At 69.1% G+C, this 24,021-nt stretch carries 25 protein-coding genes; 13 read left to right on the top strand and 12 right to left on the bottom strand.

Annotated elements, in window-relative coordinates:
- Positions 1-16: 16 nt before the first annotated feature.
- From idi to WDU99_RS14665, 7 genes are read left to right on the top strand one after another with little or no spacing between them, the layout of a single operon-like run.
- Positions 17-565, top strand: a complete 549-nt coding sequence (gene idi, locus WDU99_RS14695; protein ID WP_337333212.1) for an isopentenyl-diphosphate Delta-isomerase — start codon at positions 17-19, stop codon at positions 563-565.
- Complete coding sequence (locus tag WDU99_RS14690; protein ID WP_337333211.1) at positions 558-1,628, top strand: polyprenyl synthetase family protein; 1,071 nt, start codon at positions 558-560, stop codon at positions 1,626-1,628. The genes idi and WDU99_RS14690 overlap by 8 nt, the downstream gene beginning before the upstream one ends.
- A complete protein-coding gene (locus tag WDU99_RS14685; protein ID WP_337333210.1) occupies positions 1,625-2,491 on the top strand; it encodes a phytoene/squalene synthase family protein in 867 nt (288 codons plus the stop codon). The genes WDU99_RS14690 and WDU99_RS14685 overlap by 4 nt, the downstream gene beginning before the upstream one ends.
- Positions 2,488-4,047, top strand: a complete 1,560-nt coding sequence (gene crtI, locus WDU99_RS14680; protein WP_337333209.1) for a phytoene desaturase family protein — start codon at positions 2,488-2,490, stop codon at positions 4,045-4,047. Before WDU99_RS14685 ends, crtI begins: the two co-directional genes overlap by 4 nt.
- Positions 4,044-4,364, top strand: coding sequence for a lycopene cyclase domain-containing protein (locus WDU99_RS14675; protein WP_337333208.1), 321 nt, complete (start codon positions 4,044-4,046; stop codon positions 4,362-4,364). Before crtI ends, WDU99_RS14675 begins: the two co-directional genes overlap by 4 nt.
- Entirely contained in the window at positions 4,361-4,711 is a 351-nt protein-coding gene (locus WDU99_RS14670) for a lycopene cyclase domain-containing protein (RefSeq protein ID WP_337333207.1), read from the top strand. Before WDU99_RS14675 ends, WDU99_RS14670 begins: the two co-directional genes overlap by 4 nt.
- Positions 4,704-5,600, top strand: a complete 897-nt coding sequence (locus tag WDU99_RS14665) for a prenyltransferase (RefSeq protein ID WP_337333206.1) — start codon at positions 4,704-4,706, stop codon at positions 5,598-5,600. The genes WDU99_RS14670 and WDU99_RS14665 overlap by 8 nt, the downstream gene beginning before the upstream one ends.
- 51 nt (positions 5,601-5,651) lie before the next feature.
- On the opposite strand, the gene WDU99_RS14660 is transcribed toward WDU99_RS14665, so the two are convergent.
- On the bottom strand, positions 5,652-6,584 hold the full coding sequence (locus tag WDU99_RS14660; protein ID WP_337333205.1) for an N-acetylglucosamine kinase: 933 nt from the start codon (positions 6,582-6,584) through the stop codon (positions 5,652-5,654).
- A gap of 144 nt (positions 6,585-6,728) precedes the next feature.
- On the opposite strand from WDU99_RS14660, the gene WDU99_RS14655 reads away from it, so the two are divergent.
- Positions 6,729-8,246, top strand: coding sequence for an FAD-dependent oxidoreductase (locus WDU99_RS14655; protein WP_337333204.1), 1,518 nt, complete (start codon positions 6,729-6,731; stop codon positions 8,244-8,246).
- On the opposite strand, the gene WDU99_RS14650 is transcribed toward WDU99_RS14655, so the two are convergent.
- Positions 8,226-9,257 carry a LacI family DNA-binding transcriptional regulator gene (locus WDU99_RS14650; RefSeq protein WP_337333203.1) on the bottom strand — a complete coding sequence of 344 codons (1,032 nt, stop codon included), beginning with the start codon at positions 9,255-9,257 and terminating at the stop codon, positions 8,226-8,228. The two genes, WDU99_RS14655 and WDU99_RS14650, sit on opposite strands and share 21 nt — an antisense overlap.
- Positions 9,258-9,384: 127 nt before the next feature.
- On the opposite strand from WDU99_RS14650, the gene WDU99_RS14645 reads away from it, so the two are divergent.
- Positions 9,385-12,705: a family 20 glycosylhydrolase gene (locus tag WDU99_RS14645; protein ID WP_337333202.1), complete on the top strand. Its 3,321-nt coding sequence runs from the start codon at positions 9,385-9,387 to the stop codon at positions 12,703-12,705.
- 119 nt (positions 12,706-12,824) lie between these two features.
- Here WDU99_RS14645 and WDU99_RS14640 read toward each other — a convergent pair whose 3' ends face one another.
- The 8 genes from WDU99_RS14640 to WDU99_RS14605 form a co-directional block, all read right to left on the bottom strand.
- Positions 12,825-13,934 carry a hypothetical protein gene (locus tag WDU99_RS14640; protein WP_337333201.1) on the bottom strand — a complete coding sequence of 370 codons (1,110 nt, stop codon included), beginning with the start codon at positions 13,932-13,934 and terminating at the stop codon, positions 12,825-12,827.
- A complete protein-coding gene (locus tag WDU99_RS14635; RefSeq protein WP_337333200.1) occupies positions 13,928-14,698 on the bottom strand; it encodes a hypothetical protein in 771 nt (256 codons plus the stop codon). The genes WDU99_RS14640 and WDU99_RS14635 overlap by 7 nt, the downstream gene beginning before the upstream one ends.
- Positions 14,695-15,810 carry a vWA domain-containing protein gene (locus WDU99_RS14630; protein ID WP_337333199.1) on the bottom strand — a complete coding sequence of 372 codons (1,116 nt, stop codon included), beginning with the start codon at positions 15,808-15,810 and terminating at the stop codon, positions 14,695-14,697. The genes WDU99_RS14635 and WDU99_RS14630 overlap by 4 nt, the downstream gene beginning before the upstream one ends.
- Entirely contained in the window at positions 15,807-16,793 is a 987-nt protein-coding gene (locus WDU99_RS14625; RefSeq protein WP_337333198.1) for a VWA domain-containing protein, read from the bottom strand. The genes WDU99_RS14630 and WDU99_RS14625 overlap by 4 nt, the downstream gene beginning before the upstream one ends.
- A gap of 11 nt (positions 16,794-16,804) precedes the next feature.
- Entirely contained in the window at positions 16,805-17,293 is a 489-nt protein-coding gene (locus tag WDU99_RS14620; RefSeq protein WP_337333197.1) for a hypothetical protein, read from the bottom strand.
- Entirely contained in the window at positions 17,280-18,161 is an 882-nt protein-coding gene (locus WDU99_RS14615; protein ID WP_337333196.1) for a DUF58 domain-containing protein, read from the bottom strand. The genes WDU99_RS14620 and WDU99_RS14615 overlap by 14 nt, the downstream gene beginning before the upstream one ends.
- 22 nt (positions 18,162-18,183) lie before the next feature.
- Entirely contained in the window at positions 18,184-19,293 is a 1,110-nt protein-coding gene (locus WDU99_RS14610; protein WP_337333195.1) for an AAA family ATPase, read from the bottom strand.
- 146 nt (positions 19,294-19,439) lie between these two features.
- Positions 19,440-20,417, bottom strand: a complete 978-nt coding sequence (locus tag WDU99_RS14605) for an arsenic resistance protein (protein WP_337333194.1) — start codon at positions 20,415-20,417, stop codon at positions 19,440-19,442.
- 53 nt (positions 20,418-20,470) lie between these two features.
- On the opposite strand from WDU99_RS14605, the gene cmtR reads away from it, so the two are divergent.
- The 4 genes from cmtR to WDU99_RS14585 all read left to right on the top strand — a co-directional run bounded on the left by cmtR (position 20,471) and on the right by WDU99_RS14585 (position 22,841).
- Positions 20,471-20,833: a Cd(II)/Pb(II)-sensing metalloregulatory transcriptional regulator CmtR gene (gene cmtR / locus WDU99_RS14600; RefSeq protein ID WP_337333193.1), complete on the top strand. Its 363-nt coding sequence runs from the start codon at positions 20,471-20,473 to the stop codon at positions 20,831-20,833.
- Positions 20,830-21,483: a cation diffusion facilitator family transporter gene (locus WDU99_RS14595; protein ID WP_337333192.1), complete on the top strand. Its 654-nt coding sequence runs from the start codon at positions 20,830-20,832 to the stop codon at positions 21,481-21,483. The genes cmtR and WDU99_RS14595 overlap by 4 nt, the downstream gene beginning before the upstream one ends.
- Complete coding sequence (locus WDU99_RS14590; RefSeq protein WP_337333191.1) at positions 21,464-21,706, top strand: hypothetical protein; 243 nt, start codon at positions 21,464-21,466, stop codon at positions 21,704-21,706. Before WDU99_RS14595 ends, WDU99_RS14590 begins: the two co-directional genes overlap by 20 nt.
- A gap of 124 nt (positions 21,707-21,830) precedes the next feature.
- Positions 21,831-22,841, top strand: a complete 1,011-nt coding sequence (locus WDU99_RS14585) for a DUF2804 domain-containing protein (RefSeq protein WP_337333190.1) — start codon at positions 21,831-21,833, stop codon at positions 22,839-22,841.
- Positions 22,842-22,870: 29 nt separating this feature from the next.
- Here the strand turns inward: WDU99_RS14585 and WDU99_RS14580 are convergent, their stop codons facing one another.
- Together WDU99_RS14580 and WDU99_RS14575 are read right to left on the bottom strand one after the other, a co-directional pair.
- Positions 22,871-23,431 carry a T6SS immunity protein Tdi1 domain-containing protein gene (locus tag WDU99_RS14580; protein ID WP_337333189.1) on the bottom strand — a complete coding sequence of 187 codons (561 nt, stop codon included), beginning with the start codon at positions 23,429-23,431 and terminating at the stop codon, positions 22,871-22,873.
- A 10-nt stretch (positions 23,432-23,441) separates the two neighbouring features.
- Positions 23,442-24,021 (bottom strand): polymorphic toxin type 15 domain-containing protein (locus WDU99_RS14575; protein WP_337333188.1); only part of this gene is annotated, 580 nt, incomplete at its 5' end.

Raw genomic sequence — 24,021 nt, 5'->3', positions numbered from 1 at the left:
AGAAATGGGGTGAGGCATGGAACTGGTCGTTCTCGTGGATTCCGACGGGTCTGCGGTCGGCGTGCATCCCAAGCACTCCGTGCACAGCATCAGCACTCCACGCCACCTGGCCTTCTCGTGCCACATCATCGATGACGCGGGCCGCGTGCTGATGACTCGCCGCGCCCTTGGGAAGTCAACCTGGCCCGGTGTGTGGACCAACTCAGCCTGCGGTCATCCGATGCCCGGGGAGTCGATGCAGGATGCGGTGCGTCGCCGCGTCGCATTCGAACTCGGCGCCGTCGTCGATGACATCGTCTGCGCCCTGCCCGACTTCGGCTACGTGGCGCGCGATGCCTCGGGCATCCAGGAGAACGAGCACTGCCCTGTCTTCATCGCGCGGATCGCGTCGGAGCTCGCCCCGAATCCCGACGAGGTCGCCGAGCTGCAATGGGCCGAGGTCGGCGCGCTGCGCGCGGCGGTGGATGCCACCCCGTGGGCGTTCAGTCCGTGGCTCGTCGAGCACCTGCCGCAGCTCGCTCCGCACCTGTCCCGAGTGATCGCCGAAGCGGATGCCCGTGTCTGAGGTGGCCACGGCACAGCGTCGGGCGCCGGTCGACATCCACGGCGTCGACGCACGATTGCGCGAGGTGATGGCGCGCGCCCGCATGCTCTCGGGGGCGACCACGGTGGGCGAACAACTCTGGGATGCGCTGCAGACAATGGCGAGCGGAGGCAAGAGGATCCGACCGCGGATGCTGATCGACGCCCACACGGCGCTCGGAGGCACGGATTCCCGAGCGGCCGTCGACGCGGCCTGCGCCGTCGAACTGCTGCACATCGCCCTGCTGATCCACGACGACGTGATCGACAAGGACCTCACCCGCCGGGGCGAGCTGAACATCACCGGCCGGTTCGCTATGGACGCGATGCTGCGCGGCGCGGGCGCCGCCGACGCCCGCGGATGGGGTGAGGCGTCGGCGATCCTCGCCGGCGACCTCGCGCTGACGATGGCGCACTCGGTGCTCGCCCGCCTCGACGTCGACGCCGACCGCCGACGCGCCATGCTCGATGTGTTCGAGCGCGCCGTGCACGAGAGCGCGGCCGGCGAGCAGCAGGACGTGTGGCTCAGCCTGCGCCTCGAGCAGGCGACCCCGCGGGACGTGCTGCACACGCTCGAGCAGAAGACCGCCGCATACTCGTTTCAGGCCCCGCTCGTGCTCGCCGCGGTGCTGGCCGGTGCCGCACCGGTCGTCATCGACGAGCTGACCGACATCGCCCGTCTGCTCGGGGTGATCTACCAGCTGCGCGATGACGTGATCGGGCTGTTCGGCGACGAGGCGCGCACCGGCAAGTCGATCCTCAGCGATCTGCGAGAGGGCAAGGAGACCCTGCTGATCGCCTACGCCCGCACCGATGCCGACTGGCCCGGCGTCGCCTCGCTGTTGGGCGACGAGAAGCTCGACGAGACCGGCGCGGACAAGCTGCGACGGGTGATCCTCGAATCCGGCGCACTCGACCGTGTCGAAGCCGACATCACCGAGCGCTGCGTGCAGGTGAATCGGCTGATCCGGTGCGCCCAGGTGCCCGAGGTGCTCAAGGAGCAGCTGTCGGCACTCGCGACCGCGTGCGGTGAGCGCAGCGCATGAGCACGACCGGCATCGAGCTGTACAACGCGACGGCGAAGGCCAGCGCGGCGGTGGTCATCGGCCGGTATTCGACCTCGTTCAGCTGGGCCAGTCGACTGTTCGACGCATCGACGCGCGACCACATCGCCCGCATCTATGCGCTCGTGCGACTGGCCGACGAGCTCGTCGACGGGCCCGCCGAGACCGCCGGGCTCGACGTCGGGATGCGCCGGACACTGCTCGACGAGCTCGAATCCGAGACCGCGCGTGCGCTGCGCCTGGGGTTCAGCACCAACCTGGTGGTGCACGCGTTCGCGTTGACCGCCCGCGAGCACGGCATCGGCATGGAGCTGTGCGCGCCGTTCTTCGCGTCGATGCGGCGCGACCTGGATGTCGCAACGTTCGATGCGGCGGCACTGAAGGAGTACATCCACGGCTCGGCCGAGGTCGTCGGCCTGATGTGCCTGGCGGTCTTCGATTCGGGGACGACCCGCTCACCACTGCAGCGCGAACTGCTGACCACCGGCGCACGGCGCCTGGGCGCCGCGTTTCAGAAGGTGAACTTCCTGCGGGACTTCGCCGAGGACCACGATGAGCGCGGACGCGCCTATCTTCCCGGCACTGCGCAGCGACTCACCGAGACCGCGAAGGCTGACGTGGTGAGCTCGATCCGCGAGGACCTGCACGCGGCCGATCAGGCGATCCCGCTGCTCGCCGGTGGATGCCGTGCGGCGGTCTGGGCGGCGCAGGCGATGTTCCGCGAACTCACCGACCGTCTCGAATCGACCCCGGCCGACGTGCTCGCCCACACCCGCATCCGCGTGCCGGCGCCCGTCAAGCTGCGCATCCTGGCCCAGGCGCTGGGCCGGAAGGCGGCGTCGTGAAGCCGAAGCGCGCCGTCGTCGTCGGCGGAGGCGTCAGCGGACTCGCCACCGCCTGTCTGCTCGCGCGCGAGGGCCATCGGGTGACACTGCTCGAGCGACACGGCACGTTCGGCGGCCGGGCCGGCGCGTGGGAGCACGACGGCTTCACCTTCGACACGGGCCCGTCGTGGTACCTGATGCCCGAGGTGTTCGAGCACTTCTACCGACTGATGGGCACCACCACCGAGCAGGAGCTCGATCTCGTCGCACTGCAGCCGGGGTACCGGGTGTATGGGCAACCGACTGCCGGCAGCAGATCGGAGCCCCTCGACATCGTGACCGGAGCGGACGCGGTGGCCACGCTCTTCGAGGGCCGTGAGGCAGGCGCCGGCAGGAGGGCGCGCCGGTATCTGGCATCCGCATCGAAGACGTACCGCGCCGCCGTCGGATCGTTCCTGTACAACCCGTTCTCGTCGTGGCGCGACGTCGCGCACCCGACGGTGCTCGCCGCGGCGCCCGCCGTCGCACCCCTGCTCCTGCGATCGCTGTGGTCGTTCATCGCGCGACGGTTCCGCGAGCCGATGCTGCGGAAGATCCTCGGATACCCGGCCGTGTTCCTCGGCACGTCGCCGTTCCAGGCGCCCGCGCTGTACCACCTGATGAGCCACATGGACCTCGTCGACGGCGTACAGTACCCGCTCGGCGGCTTCCGTACGTTCGCGACGTCGCTGGTGCGACTCGCCCGCGCGAACGGGGTCGAGCTACTGAGCGACAGTGACGTCACCGCCATCCGCACCGCCGACGGCGTCGTGGGTGCGGTCGAGTTCGTGCGCGACGGCACGACGCAGAGTGTGGATGCTGACATCGTCGTCTCGGCGATCGACGAGCACCACACCGAGAACGTCCTGCTCGCACCGGGCGATCGCTCGTACCCCGCGAAGCGCTGGGAGAAGCAGGTCTCCGGTCCCAGCGCGGTGCTGATCATGCTCGGGGTGCAGGGCGAACTGCCCGAGCTGCTGCACCACACGCTGTTCTTCTCCGACGACTGGCACGACAACTTCGATGCGATCTTCGGCGCGCAGCCGCGGGTGCCGCACACCCCCTCGATCTACGTCTGCCGCCCCAGCGCCACCGACGACGGCGTCGCACCCGCCGGCGCCGAGAATCTGTTCGTGCTGATCCCTCTGCCCGCCGACACCGCGATCGGGCAGGGCGGCATCGGCGCGTCGGGCGACGACACCGTGAACGAGATCGCGGATGCTGCCATCGCGCAGATCTCGGAGTGGGCGCGGATCCCGGATCTCGCCGACCGCGTCATCGTGCGGCGCACCGTGGGACCCGCCGACTTCGAGACGCAGTTCAACAGCTTCCGCGGCAGCGCGCTGGGGCCTGCGCACACGCTGGCCCAGAGCGCGTTCTTCCGGGGCGTCACACGCTCGCGCCGAGTCGAGGTTCTCTTCTACGCTGGGGCGACCACCGTGCCCGGCGTCGGCCTTCCGATGTGCCTGATCAGCGCCGAACTCGTCGTCAAGCACGTTCGCGGAGACCACACGCCCGGACCGCTGGAGGAACGATGAATCTCGTCTACGCCGCGGCGCTGCTGATCAGCACGGCCGGCATGGTGCTCCTCGACGTGCGCTTCGCGCTGGTCTTCCGCCGTCGCCCGGTCGCCGCGGGGGTCGCCGTCGTGATCGGCGTGCTGTTCTTCACGGCGTGGGATGCCGTCGGCATCGCCCTCGACGTGTTCCGCCACGTCGACTCGCGGTGGGCGAGCGGTGTGCTGCTTGCACCGCAGTTCCCGATCGAGGAGCTGCTGTTCCTGCTGTTCCTCAGTTATCTGACTCTGATTCTGCTCAGCGGCTGGCGACGCACGCAGGAGAGGAAGCGACGATGACCTACCTGCTGATGTCGATCCCGTTCATCGCCGTCGCCGTCGTGGTCTTCCTCGTCGGCGCGGCACGAGCCCGACGCCAGGGTGATGGCCGCCGGTACGTGGCCTCGTGGGGTGCTGCCACGGCCGTGCTGCTCGTGCTCACCGTGGTGTTCGACAACGTCATGATCGGCGCGGGACTGTTCGACTTCGGCGAGCACGGCATCACGGGCATCCGACTCGGTCTCATGCCCATCGAGGACCTGCTCTATCCCATCGCCGGGGCGCTGCTGCTCTGCGGTGTCTGGCAGCTGCTGGGCGCCGAGCGCCCCGAACTCGGCCGCTCCGAACCCGGGCGCGCCGATGGCTGAGGTCACGGCGCTCACCGCCGCGCGCACCCTGCTGCTGGCGTCGCGTCCGCTGAGCTGGATCAACACCGCCTTCCCGTTCGCGGCCGCCTACCTGCTGACCACCGGGCGGATCGATGCGGCATTCGTGATCGGCACGCTGTTCTTCCTCGTGCCGTACAACCTGGCGATGTACGGCGTCAACGACGTGTACGACTACGAGTCCGACCTGGCGAACCCGCGCAAGGGTGGCGCGGAGGGCGCCAAGCTGCCACCCGAGCTGCACCGCATCACGCTCATCGCCGCGGGGGTCCTCACGGCCGGGTTCGTCGTGCCGCTGGTCGTGCTCGGCGCGCAGCGCCCGGTGTCGTGGGCCGTGCTGGCCGTGAGCCTGTTCGCCGTGCTCGCCTACTCGGTGCGCGGTCTGCGGTTCAAGGAGATCCCGGTGCTGGACTCGATCACCTCGAGCACGCACTTCGTGACCCCCGCGCTCTACGCATTCGCGCTCGCCGGAACGACGATGACACCGCCGCTGGTGATCACGATGATCGCGTTCTTCTGCTGGGGAATGGCCAGCCATGCGTTCGGCGCCGTGCAGGACATCATGCCCGACCGGGAGGGCGGCATCGGGTCGATCGCGACCGCGTTCGGTGCGGCCGCGACCGTGCGCATCGCGGTATCGCTCTGGCTCATCGCCGGAGTGCTGATGCTGTTCACCCCGTGGCCTGCGAACCTCGCCGCGCTCGCCGCGGTGCCCTACATCGCCGTCGTCGCGCCGTTCCTGAACGTCGACGACGCCCACTCCGCGACGGCCAATCGCGCCTGGCGGGGGTTCCTTGCCATCAACTACGCCGTCGGATTCGCGATCACCATGCTGCTGATCGCGTGCGCGGGGCAGGGGGTGTTCGCCTGACGGATCGGGGGCGTCACCGGCGCACGCCGCGTCGCCTGCGCACTGTCGGGCTCAGTCGCGGGCGACTTCGGCGAAGCGGTCGCGCAGCGGATGCTGGGGGCCGAGGTCGGCGAGGGCGACGGCGCCGTCCAGGCCCGAGCCCATGGGGGGCACGAAGCGGGCATCCGGTCGCTCGGCGCGCACCGCGTCGATGAACGCCGCGCGGATGGCATCCGACCCGAACACGCCGCCGACGGCGCCGACGGCGGCATCGGCGGGTGCGTCCACGACACGCAGTGAGGTGGTGGCGGCCAGCGCCAGCTCGCGTGCGGCATCGGCGCAGATGCCGGCAGCGACAGCATCCCCCGTCGCGGCGGCCTGCGCCACCTTCGCGGCGAACGAGGCCACCACCCGCACCCGGTCGTGCGTCGCCTGCAGCTGCGTGTACGCGGTCTCGAGCTCGGACCATCGCTCCTGCACCGCGGCGGTCAGCATGGTGGCCGGTCCGCGCCCATCGTATGCGCGCATCACGGCTTCGAGCGCCTGCCGGCCGATCCAGAACCCGCTGCCGGCGTCGCCCATGATGTGACCCCAGCCGTCAACGCGGGCCGAGTGCTCGGGGCCGACGCCGAGCGTGACGACACCCGTGCCGGCCGCGACTACGGAACCGTACTGGTCGCCGAGCACGCCGAGGAACGACGTCACCGAGTCGTGCGTGATGACGATGCGCTGCACGCCGGCGAGATCGGGATGCTGCACCAGCGCCTCCGCCTCGGCCTGGGGATCCGTGAGGCCGGAGACGCCGAGCGTCACCGTGTGCGGCGCCGACGTCACCCTCGACACCTCGGCGACCACGCGGGAGAGCTGCCCCAGCAGCGGTCGGTCGGTGAGAACGCCGGGGAACAGCCACTCCTGGATCGACCCGTCGACGCCGCGCAGCCGGGTCTTGATGCCGGTCTGACCCGCGTCGATGGCGAGAAGCGTGTGCTGGTCGTGCTCGGGCAAGACGGTGTCCCCTCGTGACTGGAGGCCGGGTCGCTTCTGCGGGGCCAGATGCAAGCGTAGGACACACCGCGCCGTGCGAGGAGAAGTCAACCCCCCTTCGATCGCGCGCCGGGCGCGATGTACTGAACTCAGAAGGAGGCCTCCGTGAAATCTCTGTGGATCGACCGGCGCAGCGACCCGGTGCCGACTGACCCGCTGCCGACTGACGGCTTCGAGTCCGGGGCGCGCTACGACGCGGTGATCGTCGGTGCGGGCCTCACCGGGCTGACCACAGCCCTGCTGCTCGCGCGCGCCGGGCGCACGGTCGCCGTGCTCGAGGCCCGGTCTGTCGGGGCGGTCACCACTGGCCATTCCACCGCGAAGCTCAGTCTGCTGCACGGAGGCGTGCTCTCGGGCATCCGATCGCGCGGATCGAGCCGCGTGCTCGCGGCGTACGTCGAGGCGAACCGCGAGGGACAGGCGTGGATGCTGCGCTACCTCGAAGACCACGGCGTCGACGTGCAGCGTCGAGACGCCATCACCTACGCGGGCACGGCCGAGGGTGTGGAGCGGTTGGATGCCGAGTACGAGGCATCTCACGCCGCCGACCTCGATGTCGAGCGGATCCACGGCCTCGATCTCCCCTTCGAGACCCACGGCGCGCTGCGCCTGCGCGATCAGGCCCAGTTCGACCCGATGGACGTGCTGCGTACGCTCGCCGCCGATGTGCGCGCGCATGGCGGCGCGATCGTCGAGGGGGCGCGGGTGAACGACGTCGAGACCGGCGAGCCGAGTCGTGTGAGCACGTCGCTCGGCGAGGTGCTCGCCGATGTGGTCGTGCTCGCCACCGGCATCCCGATCCTCGACCGCGGCCTCTACTTCGCCAAGGTGCGGGCATCGCGTTCGTACGCACAGGCGTACCGCGTGTCCGGTGAGCTTCCGCAGGAGATGTATCTCTCCATCGACGCGCCGACGCGGTCGCTGCGCACCGCGCCGGTCGGAGACGAGCGGCTGCTGCTCGTCGGCGGCAACGGTCACACCGTCGGCCGCGAAACCGACACGCGGCGCCTGGTGGACGACCTCGAGCAGTGGACGCACCGGCACTTCCCCGGCGCGGAGCGCACGCACGCGTGGTCAGCCCAGGATTACGAGTCGATGAACCTGGTCCCGTTCGTCGGATGGATGCCGCGCACCGGCCACCACGTGACGCTGGCCACCGGCTACAACAAGTGGGGGATGACCAACGGGGTCGCCGCGGCGCTCAGCATGACGGCCGACATCCTGGGCGGCAGCATCCCGTGGGCGAAGACGCTGCACCACCGGATCACCCTGCCGCAGGATGTGGCGCACGGGGTGGCCGCCAACGCCCAGGTCGCCGGCAGGCTGGCCTCGGGTTGGGTCTCGTCGAACGTGCACTCGCTGCCCGACGCGCCGCCCGCCGAGGGCGAGGGCGTCGTCGGCGCGTACGACAAGGAGCCGACCGCGGTCTCGACCGTCGACGGCACCACGTGCCGACTGTCGGCGGTGTGCACGCACCTGGGCGGGATCGTCACCTGGAACGGTGCCGAGCGCACGTGGGACTGCCCGCTGCACGGATCCCGGTTCGATTCCGCGGGTCGCCTGCTGGAAGGTCCCGCGGTCGACGATCTGGAGCGACTGGACTCAGACGACGCCGTCGGGTGATGGGGGCGGAGCCGTCGAGGCGCGTACGATCAGCTCAGGGGCGAGGGTGAGTGCGGTGGTCGGATCGTCGTGCCCCTCGAGGCGGGCTGTGACGGATGCCACCGCGCTGCGCCCCAGCTCGACGAACGGCTGCGCCACGGTGGTCAGCGCCGGGGTGCAGTAGGCGGCCAGGCGCACGTCGTCGACGCCGACGATCGAGACGTCCTGCGGCACGCGTCGCCCCGACTCGTGCAGCGCGCGCACCACACCGAAGGCCATCTCATCGCTGGCGACGAAGATCGCGGTGACAGTGGGATCGGCGCCGAGCCGCAGGCCGGCCTGGTAGCCCGACTCGGGCGACCAGTCGCCGTGAATGGGTGCCGGCACGGGCCGTCCCGCCGCCTCGAGCGCGTCGCGCCAGCCCATGGTGCGCTCGACGGCGTCGACCCAGTCGTCGGGGCCGGTGATGTGCTCGACGGTGCCGTGGCCCAGCGCGAGCAGATGCTCGGTGGCCAGCTGGGCCACCGCCTGCTGGTCGACGTCGAGTGCCCGGGCATGACTGACCGGAGAGCCGCCGATGGTGGCCGTGGGCAGCCGGTCGGCGATCGCCTCGACGCGGCTGTCCTGCGTGCGCAGCGGCACGGCGAGGATCAGGGCCTCGGCGCCCAGTCGCTCGAGGCGACCGAGTGCCGCGCTGATCGACTCGACGCCGACGCTCGAGATCTGCGCCCCGACGACGCTGTACTGCATGTCGTCGGCGGCGTGCTCGATGGCCGCCTGGGTCATCGCCCCGGCGTACGACTCAGTCGCCATGCTGACCACGCCGATGGTGCGAGTGCGCCCCGACGACAGGGCGCGGGCTGCCGTGTTCATGCGGTAGTCCAGTTGCTCGACGGCGACGAGCACCCGGCGGCGCTTGTCGTCCGAGACGTAGGGATGGCCCCGCAGCACTCGTGACACGGTCTGCGCCGAGACGCCGGCCACGCGCGCAACGTCGAGCATCCCCGGTGCTTTGCGCTGCGCGTCCTTCACGGGATCCTCCGCCTTCGATTCGTTGACACAGCTTAGCCAGTGCCGATATGTTATCGATGCCACACGCGGTGTCGCTCCTCATGCAGCAGCCCGTGCCGACATCGCCGTCCCCACAGAGAGGTCCACCGTGAGAACACCGACGAGAAGCCCCGGGCGCCGACTGCGCACGGCGCTCACCGCCGCCTTGACCACCGCCACCTTCGTCGTCGGATCCGTCGTTCTGACGGCACCCGCGGCGATGGCATCCGCTCCTCTGCCCGACGTCATCCCCTCCATCGACGGCTGGCAGCCGACCGAAGGCACCTTCACCGCGACAGACGACATCGGCATCGTCGTCGACGGCCAGAGCGCGCCGCTCGGCTCCACCGCCGACATCCTGCGCGACGAACTGCGGCCCGCCTACCCGGCGGCACAGGTCGAGACGACCGCATCGCAGGGCGACATCGAACTGCGCGTGGATGCCGGCCGCGACGACCTCGGCGAGCAGGGCTACGACCTGAACATCGGCGAGCGCATCGTCGTCACCGGCGCCGACCCCGCCGGCGTGTTCAACGGCACCCGCACCGTGCTGCAGATGCTCAGCCAGCAGGAGACCCTGCCGCAGGGCTCGGTCATCGACGTGCCCGAGTACCCCGAGCGCGGCGTCACGGTCTGCGCCTGCGTGATCAACATCTCGCCCGAATTCATCGACCGCCTCATCGAGGACATGGCCTTCCTCAAGCTGAACACCATGCTCGTCGAGCTGAAGGTCAAGGTCGACGACTACCCGCAGACCAACACCTGGTCGTACTACACCAAGGACGACATCCGCACCCTCGTCGAGAAGGCCGAGCGGTACGGCATCGACGTGATCCCCGAGATCAACTCCCCCGGTCACATGGAGATCTGGCTGGAGAACATGCCGGAGCTGCAACTGACCAATGAGAACACCGGCGCCAAGGACGAGGTGCGCATGGACATCACCAAGGACGCCTCGTACGAGTTCTACACCGACCTGATCGACGAGTACTTCGAGGTGTTCGAGAGCGACTACTGGCACATGGGCGTCGACGAGTACATGCTCGGCAGCGGCTACGCCAACTACCCGCAGATCAAGCGCTTCGCCGAGCAGGAGTTCGGCGCCGGCGCGACCGAGAACGATGTCGTCGCCTGGTACGTCAACAAGATCAACGACTACGTGAAGTCCAAGGGCAAGTCGCTGCGCATCTGGAACGACGGCGTCATGCGCGACAACCAGTTCGTCGACTTCGACACCGACATCCTCATCGAGCACTGGAACCAGGCGGGATCGTCGATCCGGCCGCAGCAGTTCATCGACTGGGGTCACCAGATCAGCAACATCTCCAACTCGCTGTACATGGTGCGCGGCGGGTACGGCGTGAACAGCCAGGGCCTGTACGAGGGCGGCTGGACGCCGGAGCAGTTCCACGGCCAGAAGGTCACCAGCGGCACCGACCAGATCACCGGTGCGCGCATGAGCATCTGGCCCGACGGCGGCACCCCGCAGGAGGCCGAGAACACCACAGAGCAGCGGATGTTCGAGCCGCTGCGCTTCGTGGCGCAGTCGACATGGACGAACGAGCGCCCGTGGGCGACCTACGCCGACTTCAAGACCGCGATGGACACCATCGGCCGCGCCCCGCTGTGGGAGAACGCCGAGCGTCAGCCGCTGCCCGCCGGCGCCTACACGCTGCAGACCGACGGCGGCGCGCTCGCCGTCGGCGAGGCTGCGGGCACACTGCTGGCGGATGCCGGTGAGACCTTCACCTTCACGCCCACCGACGACGGCTACTACACGATCACCGCGCCCGACGGTCGCTGCCTGAGCCTGGCGAACGACGGCACGATGCGCCTGAACGTTCCCGTCGAGATCGGTGCGGATGTGACGTTGAGCGCCTGCGGCACCTCGACGCTGCAGAAGTGGCAGGTGCGCAAGGTCGACGGCGGGTACACGATCGCCAACGCGGCGAGCCAGCAGTTCGTGTCGGTCTCGCAGGGCCTCACCGACGTGCCCGTCGCCGGTGAGGGCTTCAAGGATGTCGCCGACGGCCGGATCGTGCAGACCCCGGCCGACTGGGGCCGCACCGTGTGGAGCGTGATCGGCGACGTGTCGGTCACCGTGGCGCCCGGCATGGTCAGCGCCGCGCCCGGCGCATCGGCCGACGTCGCCGTGACCGTCAGCAACTCGACCTCGGATGTCCTCGCCGGGGCGACCCTCCGCGTGAAGGCCGCCGAAGGCTGGACGGCGCTGCCGTCGACCATTGCACTCGATGAGATCGCGGCATCCGGCAGCGCCGACGTCGCGGTGACGCTGTTCAACGTGAGCGCGGCCAGCGGAACCGGAAACTTCACCTTCGAGCTGGTGGATGCCGAGGGCACGGTCATCGCCAGCGGGGCGACCCAGGCGAACGCCGTGTGCGCGGCCGGCACCGTGCAGCCGACGGCCGTCTCGGCGGTCTCGAGCGAGCAGCGCACCGGTGAGCCGGCTCCGAACGGACCGGCCACCGCCGCGATCGACGGCGACCCCGCGACGTACTGGCACTCGCAGTGGTCGCCGAGCGAGGCGACCTACCCGCACGCGATCGTCGTCGACCTCGGCGAGGAGCAGTCGGTGTGCGGCCTGGTCTACACCGGTCGCAGCAGCACCGGCTCGGGCGGCGCGAACGGCCGCATCGGAGAGTACGAGGTCTACGCCTCGACCGAGGTCTCGACCATCGACGGCGAGTGGGGTGACGCGGTGTCGTCGGGCACCTTCGCCAACACCGGTGACGCGCAGACGGCCGGGTTCGCCGCGCAGTCGGCACGCTACCTCAAGCTGGTCGCGCTGTCGGAGGTCAACGGCAACCCGTGGGCCACGGTCGGCGAGCTCGCCGCGGCGGGCCCGGCGCAGGAGGCACCGACATATGAGGCCACGCTGTCCGTGGACGACGAGGTGACGGCCGGCGAGGCGCTGACCGTCACCGGCACCGGATTCGCCCCGGGCGACGCGGTCACGGTCACGTTGGAGCCGGCGCCGCGAGCGGCGCGCGCGGCCGCTTCGGGCGTCGAGATCGCGGCATTCCAGGCGGATGCTGACGGAGCCTTCACGGGCGAGGTGACAGTTCCTGCCGACACAGCCGCAGGCGACTACCGGATCGTCGCGAACGCGGACCCCTCCGGCGCCTCGGCATCCGCCGCACTGGCCGTGTCGGCAGCCGACGACGGCACGGTCCCGGGGGACGGTGACGGTGACGGCTCCGGGGACGGGGACGGTGACGGCTCCGGGGACGGTGCAGGGCAGGACGGTTCGGCCGACGACGCTTCGGCCGGCGACGGTTCGGATGCCGAGGAGGGCGCACTGGCGACCACGGGCGCCGAGATCGCCGGTGGCATCATCGCCATCGCAGTTCTGCTGATCACCGGCGGGCTGCTGATGCTGCGCCGCCGCAGGATCGCTTCGGAAGGCTGACCCCTCCCGACCCGGAACGGATGCAGGGCGATTGAACGCTTGCAGGTGAAAACCTCGGCGTGTCGCCCTGCATCCGTGTTTTCTCCCTGCATCCGTTCCCGGCACCGGGTGACGAAACCTCAGAACTCCGGGTACTCCTTCAGGCGCTCCTCGAACTCGGCGCGGTCCTGCTCGGGCAGCACCTGGCGGGCGATGATGAGAAGCTGCATGCCCTCGACGGGCTCGCCGGTCTGCTGCGCCACCGCCTCGCGCTGCAGGCGGAACTCACCAGTGGCATCCTTCGACAGGTCGTATGTGGTCACGTAGAACCGCAGCGGCTCGGGGTACGTGTCCGAGTAGTGCTCCCAGGTGTGCTGGCGCTCGACGTCGGCCGACCCGTAGAGCTTGGCGACCATGTCGTCGGAGATGCCCGAGCCCGACGCGTTCAGTGGGTACAGCGGCCACATGCCACGCTCGACGAGCACCTCGTCGACCACGGCCAGGATCTGACGTTTGCGGTCGTTGTCGTGCACGGGCTCCGCCGTGGTCCACGTGGTGGACGTGTAGCGCTTGAGCATCGACTCGCCGCCGTGGCCGTTGCGCTCGGGGCTGATGTCGACCGTACCCGCCTGCACCCAGCCGTAGCCGTACCGCTCAGTGACCCGCTCACGGACCTCGGCCATCAGCTCATTGCCCTCGGCCTGCACCTGCTCGAGAGACGGACCGTTCAGCACGTCGTAGTTCGAGACGCCATCGACTCCCGGGTACGCCTCCTCGTGCTTCTGCTGCTCCGACTTCGTGCCCTCGTAGGCGTGCGTCGCCGCCGAGCGCAGAGCGCCCATCGCGCCGACGGTCGCCACGTTGAACACCAGCGTCACGGCCAGGGCGATCGCGCCCCGCATCCGACCCCGCGGCGTGAGCAGCGCCGCGACAACCACGCCCACGACGACCAGCTGCAGCACCAGCATCGTCGCGCCGTACAGCGCGTCGGTGCCGCCGGCGCCCATGAGCAGCAGCAGCGCTATCGCGAACAGGCCGGCCGCGGTGACGGCGACCAGGCCGATCGCGTTCGATCGTCGCGGTGCGGGGTGCGCCGCGGTGTAGACCTGGGTGGCGGATGCCAGCGGCAGGCCGGCCGCGGCATCCAGGCCGGCCGGAGCGCGCCGGTGACCCCGGTAGCCGCCCGGCGGCGGAAGCGGCGGTGCGCCCTCGTCGCCGCCGACGTATCTGCCGCGCCGCCGATCTACCATGGCTTGTCCGTTCCGCCGCCGCCCCCGTCGCCGTCGCCGAGCTGATCCTCGCGCTCCTGTGCGCCCTGGTTCAGACGGTCCTCGATGTCGTCGAGGTCGCCCTGCGAGGGCTGGTCCTGCTGCTCGCCCTCCTCGGGCTGCGGGGGCTGCTCGCCGCCGTCGGGGTTCTGCTGGCTCTGCTGCTGCTTCTCCTGCTGGCGCTGCTGGTTGTCCTGCAGGGTGTCGCTCATGTCGCGATTCGGGTCGGGTGACTGATCCTGGGCCTCGTCGGAACTGCACTCCTCGGGCGTCTCCACGGTCATCTGCAGCGCCTCGCCGTAGAACTCCGAGGCCGCCACCGCGTCGCCGTCTGCCTGGGCGGCGTCGCCCTGCCGCTCCATGACGAGCGAGAGGTTGATGCGCACGGCGCACACGTCGAGGCCCGTCGCAAGTGGGAGGGCCTCTTCGAGCTCGGCGCGGGCCTGCGGCAGTTCGTCTGCGCCGGCCAGCGCGGTGCCGATGTTGTACGGAGCCTTGAACGGCTGGAACCAGTTCAGCACGTCCTGTCCGCGCGCCGCTGACTCCGATTCGGCGTAACCGCCCGAGACGTACGCGCTGATGGACTGGTGGGCGAACGCGTACATGCTGAGCAGCTTCACGGTCAGCAGCAGCGCGGCGAGGGTGAGCGGAAGGGTCGCGATCGCGACCCAGCGGCGGATGCTGCGGCGCCGGCGATTCGCCGCGAGCAGCGCTGCGGCGGCATCGGTGTGCGGAGGTGCGGTCATCGCGGTGCACCTCCTCGGAGCGGCCCTTCGTCTCGCTGCGCTCGCTCAGGAACCGGGGGTATTCCGGTTCCTGAGCGAGAAGCGGAGCGACGAGACGAAGGACGCGCCAGTGCTCGCAGCCGCACCACCTGCATCGTGGCCCTGCCGACCTCGATGGCCACCAGCACCAGCAGCACGAGCGCGAGGATCCAGTACAGCTCGATCACGTTGCCGACCTCGCCCGACGAGGAGTAGTCGGTCGTGGTGGCCGGCGCCTCGGGAAGCGCGAGCTCGGCATCCACCGCCCGCGGCTGGTACTCGACGCCGAGCTGCTCGGAGATCTGGCGCAGGTTGTCATCGTCGCGCACCGACATCGCCGGAGCGCCCTGGTATTCGATGTACCCGGCGTCGGTCCCTGAGCCTGTCGAAGGACTCGAGCCCGTCGAAGGGCGCCCGGTGGTGATGCGCATCGGCCCGCCCTCCGCGGAGCCGTAGCCGAGTACAGCCCCTCCGTCGACGAACTTCGCCGCGGCAGCGAGCGACTCGGGTTCGCTGGTGACCGTCTGCTCGCCGTCACCCAGGTAGAACACCATCCGGCTGCGCTCGGGGGCGGCGCTCGCCGCGGCGGAGAGGGTTTCCGCCAGCATCCGATTCGCGATGCCGATCGACGAGCCGCGCGACTGATCGGTGACCTCGGGACTCATGACCTCGAGCGACGACATCAGCGCCGTGGCATCCGTCGTCAGCGGCAGGCGCAGCTGCGCCGCCGCGTCGAAGCTGATCAGCGCGAACCGCGCGCCGGGGTACTCGTCGACGATCGCCTGCACGTCGGCGCGCACGCCGTTCAGGCGCGGCTCGTCGCCGTTCCAGTCCTCGGCGACCATGCTCGCGGTGGTGTCGACGGCGATCACGATGTCGGTGTCGGTCGCGAGGGTCTGCGAGGTGCCGCCGGGGATGCCGGGGCGCAGCAGCATGGCGAAGACGACCACCACCATGCCGAGCCGAAGCGCCCATATGTCTCGACCGGCATGGGTTGCGGAAGGGGCGCGCACGAGTGCCCAGACCGCGAGCGCGACCAGCGGCGCGCACAGCAGCACGAGCAGCAGCGGATGCAGGACAGGCTGAACGATCACAGCTTCACCCGCCAGAGAAGTACGACGAAGCCGAGCACGGCGACGAGCATCAGCGCGACCCATAGGCCGGGACTGTCGACCCAGATCACCTGGGCCTGCCCCTGCAGCGCCCTGGCCTCCTGCTTCTGGATCTCAGAGACGATGTCCGAGACGGTGGTCGTGTCGCGCAGTGCATACGACTGTCCGCCGGTGATCGTGGCGGCGTCGGCGAGCTGCGCGCTGACCTCGGCATCCTTGCCCTGCACGGGATTGAGGGCGAACACGCGCACCTGCTGCGATCGGGCGTACTCGGCGGCCTCCTCGATCGTGAGGATCGATGCGCCGGCGAGCTCGTTGTCGGTTGCGAGGATCACCGAGCGGCTGCGCTCGTCGTCGAGATGGTCGAACCGCATCGTGCAGGCCGCCAGGCCGTCGCCGATCAGCGAGGCGCCGGGCCCGTTGAGCGTGCCCACCCAGTGCTCGGGCGTCTCGTCGGAGTAGTCGAAGCTGCTGCGCACGCGCTGCAGCTGATCGCGGACGAACGGGTAATCGTCGGTGAGGGGGAACACCTGCACGGGGGAGCTGTTGAAGATGGTCAGCCCGATCCGCTCACCTTCGAACTCGTCGAGCAGCTCCTCGAACACGCTCAGCACCTCGACGTCGACCTCTGACATCGAGCCCGAGACGTCGAGGCACAGCATGATGTCGCGACTGGTGTTCACCGGCTGCACGGTCTGGGCCGCCATCGGCCGCGCGGCGACGACACCGCCGAGCAGCACGGCGATCGCGCCGAGGGCGAGGATGCCCGCCAGCAGCGCCATGCGCCGGTTCAGCGCTGCGCGGAACGATGGCAGGTCGCGTACGCGCTCGGCCCGTGAGACCAGCGCGGCCGGGTCGGTGACACGGAGAGGGTCGCGGCGCACGCCGAGCAGGATGCCGACGCCGACCGCCACGGCCAGCACGCCGACGGCGATGAGGACGACCCATGGGTTGTTCAGTGCCACGTGATCACCCCTCAGCGCCAGCTCTTGACGACGGTGCGGGCGGCCTCGGCACCGTACACGGGGTCGACGGCGGGACCGCGCTGGAAGATGCTCGGGTAGTAGTGGCGACGCATAGCGTCGATCAGGGCCGGGTCGACACCGCGGGCGACGAGGTCGTCGAGCGAGAGCACCGGAGCCTCGAGCCCGGAGTACTCGTTGACGAAGGCGCGCACGGTGCGGCTGAGCTCAAGGTTCGCCTGACGCGGATGCATATTCCCTGAGCGGTATGCGACTTCGATGCGCTGCACCTGGTCGAGGTACTCGGTGCGCAACTGGGCGAGCACTTCGCTGGTCGGCGGTGTGTAGCGGGCCTCACCGGGAAGGCTGATGCTGTGCCTGGGACGGGTGAAGCGGAGCAGCAGCCAGGTGCCCAGCGCGAGGATGAGGAGGATGCCGATGGCCAGCACCAGCCAGCCCCAGCCGTACTGCGCCGGAGGGTAGAGCTCGTCAGAGGCGGGCATGCGACCTCCGGTTGAGCATCGTCAGCAGGGTGGGCACGGCGGTGTCGCGCCCACCGAACTCGGCGTGGGTGATCTCGAGTCGGCGCAGCACGTCGTGCCGCCGGGCGGTGTCGGCGGCTTCCCGCGCCGCGAGCTCATCACGCACCGCGGTGTCGCCGTGCACGAAGTCGGGCACGGTCCACCCGGTGTCGACGTCTCGGCGACGGCGGCGGGCGGGGGCGACCGGGTCGGCGTCGCGCACCGTGAGCCAGAGCACGTCGTGCTGCATGGTGAGGCGCCGCAGCATCCGCTCGGTGTCGTCGGTGACGGGCGCCTCGTCGGTGACGATCACGACGATCATGCGGCGTGCGATGTTGCGTGCGACGTAGTCGAGCAGCGCCTGGCGGTCGTTCGGCGCGGCGCTTTCGGTGATGGCGCGGTCGAGCGTGCGCAGCGCATGCTCGAGCGAACCCTCGCTGCTGCCGGGCGCGAGCCGGCGCACGCGGGCGCCGTCACCGTAGACCACCGAGAAGTCGTCGCCGTGGCGCACGGTCAGGAAACCGAGGGCCCCGGTGAGCAGCACCACGAGGTCGCGCTTGGAGCCCTCGTCCTCGGCGAGGGCATTCATGCCGCGACCGGAATCCACCAGGAACAGCACGGTGTGCTTGCGGGTCGCCTTGGTGCGCTTGATCAGCGGTTCACCGTGCCGGGCCGTCGCCCTCCAGTCGATGTCGCGCACCTGGTCGCCGTACTCGTAAGGGCGCAGGTCCTCGAAATCGAGGCTGCGTCCCCGCAGCAGAGATGCGTACGCGCCGTCGAGCGCATGCATCGACTTCTGTGCCGAGCGGATGAAGAGTCGGCTCTTCACCTGGGTCACAAGGCTGGTCATATCGTTCCTGGGGCGCCGTCCGTTACGGCGTCGGCACGGCGCCGAAGATCTGGTCGATGATCTCCTCGCTGCGGATGCCCTCAGCATCCGCCTCGAAAGTGAGTAGCACCCGATGACGCAGCACGAGGTGACGCAGCTCGCGCACGTCTTCGGGCAGCACGTGCGCGCGACCCTTGAGCAGCGCGAGCGCGCGGGAGGCCTGCAGGAACGCGATGCTCGCGCGGGGGCTGGCGCCGTACTTGATGAATCGTGCGCGCTCCTCGCCGATGTACGGCGCGGGATTGCGGGTGACGTAGGCCAGCTGCACGATGTAGTTGCGGATGGCGGGATCGACGTACACCCGCGAGGCGATCTGCTGCAGGTCGTGCACGTCGTCGAGGCTGACCGCACCGGGCACGTGCCGGTCGGGGTCGAGCACTCCCGAGTCGATGCGCCCCAGGATCTCGAACTCCTCGGCGGGGCTCGGGTACTCGACGATCTCCTTCAGCAGGAAGCGGTCCATCTGCGCTTCGGGCAGCTCGTAGGTGCCCTCCTGCTCGATCGGGTTCTGCGTGGCGATCACCAGGAACGGTCTCGGCAGGGGGTGCACCTCGCCGCCGATCGTGGTCTGGCGCTCCTGCATCGCCTCGAGCATCGCCGACTGGGTCTTCGCGCTGGAGCGGTTGATCTCGTCGAGCAGCACGAAGTTCGCGTGCACCGGGCCGAGCACCGTGCGGAACGTGCCGGTCGCCGCGTCGTAGATCTGGCTGCCGGTGATGTCGCTGGGCAGAAGGTCGGGAGTGCACTGGATGCGCTTGAAGGACGCCTTCACCGTGTCGGCGAGCGTGCTCGCCGCGGTCGTCTTGGCAAGTCCTGGAACCGATTCGAGCAGGATGTGCCCGCCGGCGATCAGCGACACGAGCAGGCTTGTGCGCAGCCGCTCCTGCCCGACCATCTTCGTCGAGTACGAATCGGAGATGATCCGGATGATCTCGCGGGCGCGCGCGAGATCGCCATCGGATGCTGAGGGCGCGGTCGCCCGGCCCGGCGCCGGCGCGCTCGCGATCGGCGTCGACGGGCGTGGGGCCGGTGGCAGCGGGGGAGGAGGAGGCGGGGCGGACGCCCCGTCGAAGACAGGGAAGGACTCGGTCATCGGCGCTCTCCTCACAGCGTGCGGCCTCGTGCACAGGCCCGGATACAGGGTAGCCGCCGTTGCTCGGCAATCGGCCGAGCGTGCCAGCGCCCGGTCCGCTGGTTCGGCGGCGGCGCCCGACGGTGCTGGGTCGATCCTTCGGTGCGTTAGCGCAGCGCAGCGGATCGGGAAGGGAGCAGCCGCGGAATGAGGCGCACGAAGATGAGCATGAACAGCAGCTCGACGAGGGTCTGAGTGACCACGACGAGCGGGGTGAGGTTGAACGCAGCAGGCAGGGCGAGAACGAGCGGCAGGACGACGAGGGAGTTGCGGGTCGCGCCGCTGAACACGATCGCCCGACGCGCCGGCACGTCCAGGCCGGCGACTCGACCGGCCACGGCCCCGAGCGGGACCATGACCGCCGCGAACAGGACGTAGACGGGGATCGCGAGCAGCAGCGCTCCGAGCTGCCGGCCAACCCCCGCGATCTGGGAGGCCACCACCACGGCGAGAGTGAGCATCATGAGCGGCACCATCGCGCCCAGTACGACCTCCTGCGTGACCGCCCCCCAACGGGTGCGGGCGGCGGCGAACTGGGTGAGCCCGGCCGCAACCAGCGGCAGAACGATGAGCAGCAGGAATGCCTCGACGAACGGGGCAAGGTCGACCGCTTCGACGAAATCGGCGCCGACAAACAGCCACAGGTAGAGCGGCAACAGGAGCATCTGGGTGAGCATGAGCAGCGGCGCGGCCGCGAGCAGTCGTTCCTTTGCGCCGCCCGCAATGCCGGTGAAGACGATGACGTAATCCACGCACGGGGTCAGCAACACGAACAGCACGCCGACCAGGAGCACCTGGTCGTGCGCGACGATCCGCGACAGCAAGAACACCACGATCGGGACGATGACGAAGTTGACCACGAGCGTGGTGGACAAGAATCGCCAGTCCCGGAATGCCTGCCCGATCTTGGCGAACGGTACGCCGACGAAGGTCGCGTAGAGCAGCAGCCCGAGCACGGGATTGATCGCCAGCTCGGCCGGATGCGCGATCGCCGGCGCCAACAGTCCCACCGCGGCGCTGAGCACGAGTGCGGCGAGGTAGAGCGGGATCTGAACGCGCTCCATCCACTCGACAGTCCCTCGCATGGTCATATCCTCCCAGGATCCAAATAGGTCACTGGTCGCTGTATAGTCACTACATGCTGACTCTTGCTTCGCGGGTGAACGTGATGAACCGGCTGGGCCGGGCAATGGCCGACCCGAACCGCTCGCGCATCCTTCTCGCCTTGCTCGAACAGCCCGGCTATCCGGCCCAGCTCGCCCGCGACCTGGAGCTGAGTCGCACCAACGTCTCGAACCACCTGACCTGCCTCCGTGGCTGCGGAATCGTCGTAGCCGAGCCCGAGGGCCGGCAGACCCGGTACGAGATCTCCGATCCGCACCTGACGACCGCACTCGTCACACTCGTCGACATCACTCTCGCCGTCGATGAGAAGGCGCCCTGCCTGGACCCGGCCTGCACCGTCGCCGGCTGCTGCGACGCCGAGACGACCGTCTCATGAGTGCCAACACGCTGACCGAGGAGCGCCGGAGCCGCCTGCACCGGCGGGTGAAGTTCATCGTCGGCTTCACGATCACCTGGAACGTCATCGAGGCGATCATCGCTCTTGCCGCCGGCGCGGTCGCATCCTCCGCCGCACTCATCGGGTTCGGGCTCGACTCCGTGATCGAGGTCGCATCCGCGGCCGCGATCGCCTGGCAGTTCACCCGCGCAGACCCCGAGCGGTGGGAGAAGGTCACCGTCCGCGTCATCGGCATCGCGTTCTTCGCCCTCGCCGCTTACGTCACCGTCGACGCGATCCTCGCGCTCACCGGAGTACGAGACCCCGACCACAGCCCGATCGGCATCGGCATCGCCATAGCCAGCCTCATCGTCATGCCTGCCCTGGCCTGGTTCGAGTTCCGCACCGGCCGCGAACTCGGCTCGAAGAGCGTGCAGGCCGACGCCAAGCAACTCCTGCTGTGCATCTACCTCTCCGGTACGGTCCTGATCGGCCTTCTGCTGAACACCCTGTTCGGCTGGGCATGGGCCGACTCCATCGCTGCCCTCGTCGTCGCCGTGCTCGCGATCCGGGAGGGGATTGAAGCTTGGCGCGGCGACCTCGAATCCCCCTTTGAGGTTCTCGAAGACCTTGACCAGGACGTTCGTTGAGGGGTACGCGCTGGCCACCGAGCGCACCGACGCCCGCCTGACGATCCACTATGTCAAGCTCGACGACTCCACCCGCCGGCTGCGTGAGCCGGTCGCAGTGGAGAGCGCCTGCTGCGCCTTCGTCGATTGGAGCATCGACGATACGCACGCCGACCTCCGGCTCATCGTCACCGGCACACCCGACCGACTCGCCGCGCTCAACGTCGGATCGGCCAGCCGATAGCGATCCTTTCCGGCAGCCCAGTCGACATCGACGATCAAGGCGAGCACTCCACCGGTTTGCGCGAACCTCCGACGATGCACGGCCCCGATAGTCTGAGCGCACCCGACCAGAGAAGGATTCCGCCATGCCCGAGGAGCGTGAGCTCACCGCCCCCGTCTCGCTGACGCTGCCGAACGGCACCCTGAATCCGGATGCTGTCGGCTGGGCGCGCACGCCCCTGGTCGACACGTCGGGCATCGCCCGCGACGGGGCCCGCTTCTTCGGCCGCAACAAACGCTGGGAGTATTGGGCGATCACCACGCCCACGCACGTGATCGGCATGACCGTCTCGCTGATCGACTACGCGGCAGTCAACGAGGTGTGGGTGCTCGATCGGGCATCCGAGCGCACCTGGCATGCGACCCCCACGCTGATCCCGCCGCGCGGGGTGAAGCTTCCGCCGAGCGCGGAGACCGGGCCGAGCAGAGCCCGCACGAAGGACTTCCGCGTCGACATCGATGAGCTCCCCGAGGGCACGCGTCTGCGCGCGAGCATCCCGGGCGTGGAGATCGACGTCGTCGCCGCACTGCCGGAGAACCACGAGCGGCTCGCTGTCGTCGTGCCGTGGAGCAGCACGCGGTTCCAATACACGGTCAAGGACGTCGCGCGACCGGCATCCGGCACCATCGTCCTCGACGGCGAGACGCACACGCTCCCGGACGGGGAGTCGTGGGCGACCCTCGATCACGGTCGCGGACGCTGGCCGTACGACATCCGCTGGAACTGGGGCGCCGGCTCCGGCGTCTACCACGGGCGCACCATCGGCATCCAGGTCGGCGGCAAGTGGACCGACGGCACCGGGTCGACCGAGAACGCCTTCGTCATCGACGGTCGCCTGCACAAGATCAGCGCCGAGCTCGACTGGCAATATGACCTCGCCGATTGGCGGCGACCCTGGCGGGTCACCGGAGGAGGGTTGGATGCCACATTCGCGCCGGCCTACAGCAAGGTGACGCGCACGAACTTCGGGATCATATCGGCGTCGACCGATCAGTGCTTCGGTGACTGGTCGGGCACGTTCCGCACCGCGGCGGGCGAAGAGATCGCGTTCGAGAGCATCTTCGGCTGGGCAGAGGACGTGCACAACCGCTGGTGATGTGACGAGCGTTAGGCGGTTGGTGCGGATCAGTGACCGATGACGCCCTGAAGGTCGACGGCGACCTGGATGGCGGGGATGGTCTCGCGCTTGTGGAGGTTCTCGACCTTCTCCGCCCCGCCGAGGGAGAGCAGCGGCACGAAGATGAACGACTGGTCATAAGGCAGCTCGCCATGCGCGGCAACAGCCTCGGGGAACAGGTCCCACCTCAACGTCCTCGACAGGTGCGCGGCGCCCCCCACACGTGTCAGCGTGAGGAAAGTCTTGAGCGTGCCGAGCCCTTGGGTATCGCCCAGTCGGTACATGATGGCGGTCACGCCGGGGCGGCTGGGTTCCCAGGTGATGAGGTCGCCCAGGCCGGTGACCATGATGGGGATGGCGATGCCGTCGCCCTGGGTCTTGCCGATGCAGTCCCCGACCTCCGCCTCATACAGCTTCGGGTCGATGATGCGCAGGAATCCCTCGGCGAAGGTGCCGTATCCGTACGTCTCCCAGATCTCGATCAGCTCGTCGGGGACGCGGCCGCGGAACTCTTCGACGATCTCCGCCGGAACCGGCGCATGCGGAACGAAATCAGCGATCTCAACCATGTTTCCCAACCTATCGGAGGACGACGTTGATGAACGTGTTGTCCATGTCGACGCCGGGATTGTTGTTCAGGAAGTTGATCACAGCCTGATCGATGTCTCCCACGCGGCTCCTCCACTGCGAGCCGAGCGACGAGTTGATCCGCGTGTCGCCCACGCGTGAGATATCGGTGACATTGCCGCCGGCGATGCCATCGAGCCGGTGCAGCGCAGCCTGAGAGTCCATCCAGTCCGTGGCGTCCTTGGTGGCCTTGTCGAAGTCACCGCCGTTCTCCTCGAGAAGCTCAACGATCTTGTTATCGAGCGCGTCGTCACGGGCGTTCTGCTGCGCCCGCAGAGAGTCCGAAGTCCGGCCGTTCTCGAGGTACTCGATCCGGTTCTTGATCCAGTCCGACAGCGGCATCTTCTGCAGCGTGTCCATCTGCTCGTCGTACTGCCGCTTGTACTCGGCCGAGTCGTGCTTGCTGTTCTTCTTGAACTTCTTGAGGCTGACATCGACCTTGCCGTCGTAGTTGTCGGCATCACGCACCTGGCGGATGACGTCGTCAAGGTGTCCGTCCATGTTCGCGGTGAGCTGGTGGAGTTTGTGGTCG

The sequence above is a fragment of the Microbacterium bandirmense genome (assembly GCF_037204185.1).
Taxonomy (GTDB): Bacteria; Actinomycetota; Actinomycetes; order Actinomycetales; family Microbacteriaceae; genus Microbacterium; species Microbacterium bandirmense.
The sequence above is the reverse complement of the archived record's forward strand: the minus strand, read 5'-3'. Positions and strand labels throughout refer to the sequence as shown.

Bases quoted from the DNA above. Each gene is read 5' to 3' on its own strand.
- WDU99_RS14665 (WP_337333206.1), top strand. From the start codon at position 4,704: ATGGCTGAGGTCACGGCGCTCACCGCCGCGCGCACCCTGCTGCTGGCG.
- WDU99_RS14675 (WP_337333208.1), top strand. From the start codon at position 4,044: ATGAATCTCGTCTACGCCGCGGCGCTGCTGATCAGCACGGCCGGCATG.
- idi (WP_337333212.1), top strand. From the start codon at position 17: ATGGAACTGGTCGTTCTCGTGGATTCCGACGGGTCTGCGGTCGGCGTG.
- WDU99_RS14685 (WP_337333210.1), top strand. From the start codon at position 1,625: ATGAGCACGACCGGCATCGAGCTGTACAACGCGACGGCGAAGGCCAGC.
- WDU99_RS14585 (WP_337333190.1), top strand. From the start codon at position 21,831: ATGCCCGAGGAGCGTGAGCTCACCGCCCCCGTCTCGCTGACGCTGCCG.
- WDU99_RS14615 (WP_337333196.1), bottom strand. From the start codon at position 18,161: ATGACCAGCCTTGTGACCCAGGTGAAGAGCCGACTCTTCATCCGCTCG.
- WDU99_RS14640 (WP_337333201.1), bottom strand. From the start codon at position 13,934: ATGGTAGATCGGCGGCGCGGCAGATACGTCGGCGGCGACGAGGGCGCA.
- WDU99_RS14635 (WP_337333200.1), bottom strand. From the start codon at position 14,698: ATGACCGCACCTCCGCACACCGATGCCGCCGCAGCGCTGCTCGCGGCG.
- WDU99_RS14605 (WP_337333194.1), bottom strand. From the start codon at position 20,417: ATGCGAGGGACTGTCGAGTGGATGGAGCGCGTTCAGATCCCGCTCTAC.
- WDU99_RS14670 (WP_337333207.1), top strand. From the start codon at position 4,361: ATGACCTACCTGCTGATGTCGATCCCGTTCATCGCCGTCGCCGTCGTG.
- WDU99_RS14580 (WP_337333189.1), bottom strand. From the start codon at position 23,431: ATGGTTGAGATCGCTGATTTCGTTCCGCATGCGCCGGTTCCGGCGGAG.
- WDU99_RS14595 (WP_337333192.1), top strand. From the start codon at position 20,830: ATGAGTGCCAACACGCTGACCGAGGAGCGCCGGAGCCGCCTGCACCGG.
- cmtR (WP_337333193.1), top strand. From the start codon at position 20,471: ATGCTGACTCTTGCTTCGCGGGTGAACGTGATGAACCGGCTGGGCCGG.
- WDU99_RS14620 (WP_337333197.1), bottom strand. From the start codon at position 17,293: ATGCCCGCCTCTGACGAGCTCTACCCTCCGGCGCAGTACGGCTGGGGC.
- WDU99_RS14610 (WP_337333195.1), bottom strand. From the start codon at position 19,293: ATGACCGAGTCCTTCCCTGTCTTCGACGGGGCGTCCGCCCCGCCTCCT.